Origin of the sequence: Streptomyces sp. PU-14G (assembly GCF_041028275.1) — a bacterium.
Classification (GTDB): domain Bacteria; phylum Actinomycetota; class Actinomycetes; order Streptomycetales; family Streptomycetaceae; genus Streptomyces.
The window spans coordinates 1-4,430 of the sequence record NZ_JASKYT010000528.1 but is presented as its reverse complement, the minus strand read 5'-3'; the positions used below and the strand labels follow the sequence as shown (position 1 = coordinate 4,430).

The 4,430-nt window shown below is 72.7% G+C and carries 4 protein-coding genes, 2 tRNA genes and 1 pseudogene; 3 read left to right on the top strand and 4 right to left on the bottom strand.

Annotation, left to right across the window (positions count from 1 at the left end; all coding sequences use genetic code 11):
- The 4 genes and pseudogenes from AB8Z75_RS32850 to AB8Z75_RS32835 form a co-directional block, all read right to left on the bottom strand.
- Positions 1-420: pseudogene (locus AB8Z75_RS32850) on the bottom strand (amidohydrolase); the annotation flags it as partial.
- A 120-nt stretch (positions 421-540) separates the two neighbouring features.
- Positions 541-729 (bottom strand): hypothetical protein, encoded by a 189-nt coding sequence (locus AB8Z75_RS32845; protein ID WP_369208456.1) that lies wholly within the window; start codon positions 727-729, stop codon positions 541-543.
- Positions 730-1,167: 438 nt separating this feature from the next.
- Positions 1,168-1,848: an SDR family oxidoreductase gene (locus tag AB8Z75_RS32840; RefSeq protein WP_369208454.1), complete on the bottom strand. Its 681-nt coding sequence runs from the start codon at positions 1,846-1,848 to the stop codon at positions 1,168-1,170.
- Positions 1,849-2,048: 200 nt separating this feature from the next.
- A complete protein-coding gene (locus AB8Z75_RS32835; RefSeq protein ID WP_369208458.1) occupies positions 2,049-3,620 on the bottom strand; it encodes a hydrolase in 1,572 nt (523 codons plus the stop codon).
- Between the two features lie 311 nt (positions 3,621-3,931).
- Between AB8Z75_RS32835 and AB8Z75_RS32830 the strand changes: the two genes are divergently transcribed.
- The 3 genes from AB8Z75_RS32830 to rpmG all read left to right on the top strand — a co-directional run bounded on the left by AB8Z75_RS32830 (position 3,932) and on the right by rpmG (position 4,370).
- Positions 3,932-4,004, top strand: a tRNA-Thr gene (locus AB8Z75_RS32830).
- A gap of 40 nt (positions 4,005-4,044) precedes the next feature.
- Positions 4,045-4,117: transfer RNA gene (locus AB8Z75_RS32825), tRNA-Met, on the top strand.
- A gap of 88 nt (positions 4,118-4,205) precedes the next feature.
- A complete protein-coding gene (gene rpmG, locus AB8Z75_RS32820) occupies positions 4,206-4,370 on the top strand; it encodes a 50S ribosomal protein L33 (RefSeq protein ID WP_019354206.1) in 165 nt (54 codons plus the stop codon).
- The last annotated feature ends 60 nt before the right edge of the window (positions 4,371-4,430 follow it).

Genomic DNA, 4,430 nt, shown 5'->3' with positions numbered 1-4,430 from the left:
GGTCTGGCCGCAAAAGCGGGGGAAGGTCGGGAAGCACAGCGAGGCCTCGACGTGGTTGAGGTCCATGTCGGCCAGCCGCGCGGCCGGGTCCCAGCAGCCGCGCCGCATCTGCTCGCGGGTGATGCCCTCCAGCGTCATCTCGTCCCGGTCGAAACCGACCGCCGCGATCACCCGCTTGTAGGGGAAGAACAAGCCCTCGTACTCCCACCAGTCCGTGAGCTGGCCCTGCGGATCGGTCGTGAAGCGGTACTTGCCCCCCACGTACTCCAACGCACCGATCCCCGCCGTCAACGGCTTGGGCCCCCGATCCCGGTACTTACGCGGCAACCACGTCTCAAACAAATGCGCCGGCTCGATCACATGATCATCAACACTCACGATCCGCGGAAGTTCGCCGACGTCCGTCCTGGTGTTCGCCATGCCGTTCCTCCTCCGGCCAGACAGCGCCCGCCGCTATAGCTGACGCCCCGTCAGGCCGCAGGGTAGGACGCTGCTCCGAAGACAACAACAGCATGGCGACTGCCCGTCGGTGCGCGGGGTTCACTGCCCGCAGCTGATGCGTCCACCGAGCAGCGCGGCGGCGTGGGTCGCCGAGTCGCAGGTGGAGTTCGCCAGGCCGTTGAGGTGGGAGGCCGGGGGCGCCGGTTCGGCCGCCGCCGTGGTGTTGGTTGCGCCGAGCAGGCCGACGGCGGCCAGCGCGGAGGCCGCGAGGAGAATTCGTGCGCGCATGTGCAGCTCCCTTGGTTGCGTGGGACGGGCCGCTCCATGCGATCTCCCACCCAGCCCGCGGGCAACCCCGCTCCCTCTGACGGAGGACAGGAACCACCCCGGGGGAGGGGCCGGTGACCTCGTGTTCGACGGATGGTGACGAACGTCCCCATGTCCGACGGGTGATGACGCATGCCCCGTGTGCGTCGGGTCGTGACGAACGCCCCTGTGTTCGAAAGGTGGTGACGGACGCCCCCGTGTCCTACGGGTAGTGACGAAGGTCCCCGTGTCCGACGGGTGGTGACAGCCGCCCCGTGCACGTCGGGTGGTGACGAACGTGGCCGGGGCGTTCGGGGGCGTTCAGGGGCGTGTTCAGGGGTGCTCCGGAGCCTTCAGGGACGTTCCGGGAGGTTCTCGGGGCGTGCCGGAACGCGGCGGCAGCGCGGCGGGATCGCGGGATCAGCTGCCGGCCACGCCCGCGACCTCGTCGATCGCCTCGGGGATCGGCATACGGCCGCCGACCAGCTCCAGTGTCAGTCCCGCGGTGCGCGGTTCGTCGAGCAGGGCCGTCAGGACGGCTGCGACGTCGTCCCGGGTCACCTCCGCCCGTCCGGTCTCGGGGGCCAGGTGCACTCGTCCGGTGCCCGGCTCGTCGGTCAGCCGTCCCGGCCGCAGCACTGTCCAGTCGAGGTGCGCGCGGGCTCGCAGGTCGTCGTCCGCGGCGCCCTTGGCGCGCAGGTAGTCGGCGAAGACGGGGTCCATGCCCTCGGGGGTGCCCTCCAGGGAGGCGTCGGCGCTCATCGCGGAGACCATCAGGTAGCGCCGTACGCCTGCGGCCTCGGCGGCGTCCGCGCACAGGACGGCCGCGCGATGGTCCACCGTCTGCTTGCGCGCACTGCCGCTGCCCGGTCCGGCTCCGGCGGCGAAGACGACCGCGTCGGCGCCCTCCAGATGCCGGGCGAGCTCTTCCGTGCCGGCCGACTCCAGGTCGCACACGACGGGCTCGGCGCCTGCCGCCAGCAGGTCGCTCGCCTGCTCCCGGCGGCGCACGATGCCCGCCACCTCGTCCCCGCGCCCGGCGAGCAGCCGCTCCAGCCGCAGCGCGATCTGACCGTGTCCACCAGCGATGACTGTGCGCATGCACCGACCGTACGCCCCCTGGCACACCAGCTCGCGGACCCCACCCGCCCGTCCGGCGGACCGGACCACCTACGGCCCGCGCCCCTCGTGGCGCGCACACCGGTCGGTTGTGGCGCGCACACCGGCCGGCACGCCGCCCGAAGGACTCAGCCCCGGGGCTCAGCCGAAGGGCTCAGTCCTGGGAGCTCAGCCCTGGAGGCTCACCCCTGGGACTGCCGCGGCAGTCCCAGCTCGCGTGCGCCCGCCAGATCGCAGTACTCGCGCACGGCGCTGGTCCGTGCCACCACTCGTCCCCGGTGGACGACGATCCTGCTGTAGGCGAGGGAGAGGACCGCCGCCAGCTCCGTGCCGCGCACGGCCAGCAGTTCGGCGGGGAAGCCCGCCTCGACGCGCACCTGGGGGAGTCCCATCGCGGCCCGTGCCCGCGCGCTGATCGCCTCGTAGGCCTCGTGCGGGCGGGCTTCGCCGCTCGAGGCGAGCAGGTAGGCGGCTTCGAGCGGGTCGCCGCGGCCGACCTGGTTGGCCGCGTCCCGCAGCGCGCCGCTGCCCGCCGTGACCGTCACGCCTGCTGCCGTCAGCATCCGTACGGGTGCCATCCGGGACGGTGCGGTGGGGGTGGGCCGTTCGAGGACGCCGCAGTTGCCCTGGGGCAGGGAGACGACGGTGACTCCCGCGGCGGCCAGCTGGCCGGCGGCCCGTTGTGCGACCTGGTGCGGCAGCCGTGCGAGACCGCCGCAGGGGCCGATGGTGACGCGGGGGCGCAGTCCGCCGGCCGCGGCGGCGAGCCGGGCCAGTCGCGCCGGGTCGCCGCCGTCGGTGTGCAGGTCCACCGGGCAGCCGTGTTCCGCGGCGACGTCCAGTACGGCCTCGACGTAGCCGCCCGGATCGGGGTCGAGGTCGGGGCAGCCGCCGACGGCCGCCGCGCCCATCTTCACGGCGTCCCGCAGCATCGCCAGCCCTTCGGCGCCCGCGACACCCGTCAGCAGCCGCGGCACGGCCACGGCGCTGAGATCGACCAGGCCGCGGAGCGCCCGGCGGGCCTGGAGCACCGCTTCCAACGAGCGCAGTCCGGCGACGTCGCCGATGTGCACGTGGGTGCGCAGCGCGGTCGCGCCCTGGCCGAGCTGGAGGAGGGCGGCTTCGGTGGTGCGCCGCTGGATGTCGTCCCGCGTCGGGTCGGGGCCGCCGTGGGCCCGGGCGCGGTATGGGGTTGCCGGGCCGGTGCCGCCGCCCGGGTGGTGCCTGCCGGCCGGGCTCGTCCCCTCACCCGCGTGCACGAAGCCTCCCGCGCCCCCGGCGCCGCCCGTTCCCCTGGCGCTGCCCGTTCCCCTGGCGCCGCCCGTGCGCCCGGAGCTGCCGGTGCCCCGGCCGGGGGTCCGCAGGTGGCTCGTGTCCCGGGTGAAGGCCTCTTCGGCGTCCGCGTCCCGCGCGAAGGCGCCCGTGCCGCGGGGGAGGACGTCCGTTCCGCCCCCGTCCGCCCCGCTGGGCGCGTCCGGGCGGCTGTCCGCGGCTCGCTCGGCCGCTCCGTCCGCGCCACCACCCGTGCCGCCGCCGGGGCGGTCGAGGCGGGGCGGTACGGCGGTGAGCGCGGTGTCGTAGTGCGCGTGGGGTTCGGCGGGTGCGGGGAGCAGGAGGTAGCCGGTGAGGTCGAGCCGGGTGCCGGGCTCCCGGGAGCGGCCGAGGCTGCCTGCCGTGCCGACGGCCTCGATGCGTTCGCCGACGAGCCGTACGTCCACCGTGCGGCCGTCCGCGAGCCGTGCTCCGCACAGCACGAGAGCGTGGGCGGGGCGGGCGGAATGCCGGGGTGCTGCGTCGCGGAATTCCCGCCCTGCTTTCCCCGGTTCCTGCGGCTCGCTGTCGGTCATCTGACTCCCACGTCCTGGCTCCCACGTCGGCGTGGGGACGAGCGTAGGACGCGTGGCCGGTGGCGGTAGGGAGGAGACGAATAGTCGTACCGGTGTGGTGTGCGGGAAGCCTGGGGCACCCGTGGTCCCAGGGCTCTCACCAGGTGGCCCAGGGCACGCGGGGGGCGCCCATACCGATTTCACGTTTGGCGGCGGGACGTGTAATGTCTTCATCGCTCGCCCCAATAGCTCAGTCGGCAGAGCGTCTCCATGGTAAGGAGAAGGTCAACGGTTCGATTCCGTTTTGGGGCTCTGATGTGAGAGGTCTTCCGTCGGGAGATCACCGCATCGTGGCGGTGTAGCTCAGTCGGTAGAGCAAGCGGCTCATAATCGCTGTGTCACCGGTTCAAGTCCGGTCACCGCTACTTCACCGACAGTAGCCGGTTGTGGGGTCTGTCCTTCGATCGGCTACTCTTTCTGCGTTCATCCGTCCGTTCGTCAAGGAGCACTCACGTGGCTGCCACAGACGTCCGCCCGAAGATCACGCTGGCCTGCGTGGAGTGCAAGGAGCGGAACTACATCACGAAGAAGAACCGGCGCAACAACCCGGACAGGCTTGAGATGAAGAAGTTCTGCCCGCGCGACAACCGGCACACCGTGCACCGCGAGACGCGCTGACTTCTTATCCGCGCTGAGGCCGTCCCCGCCCGTCGGGGTCGGCCTCGTGCTGTGTMSRRS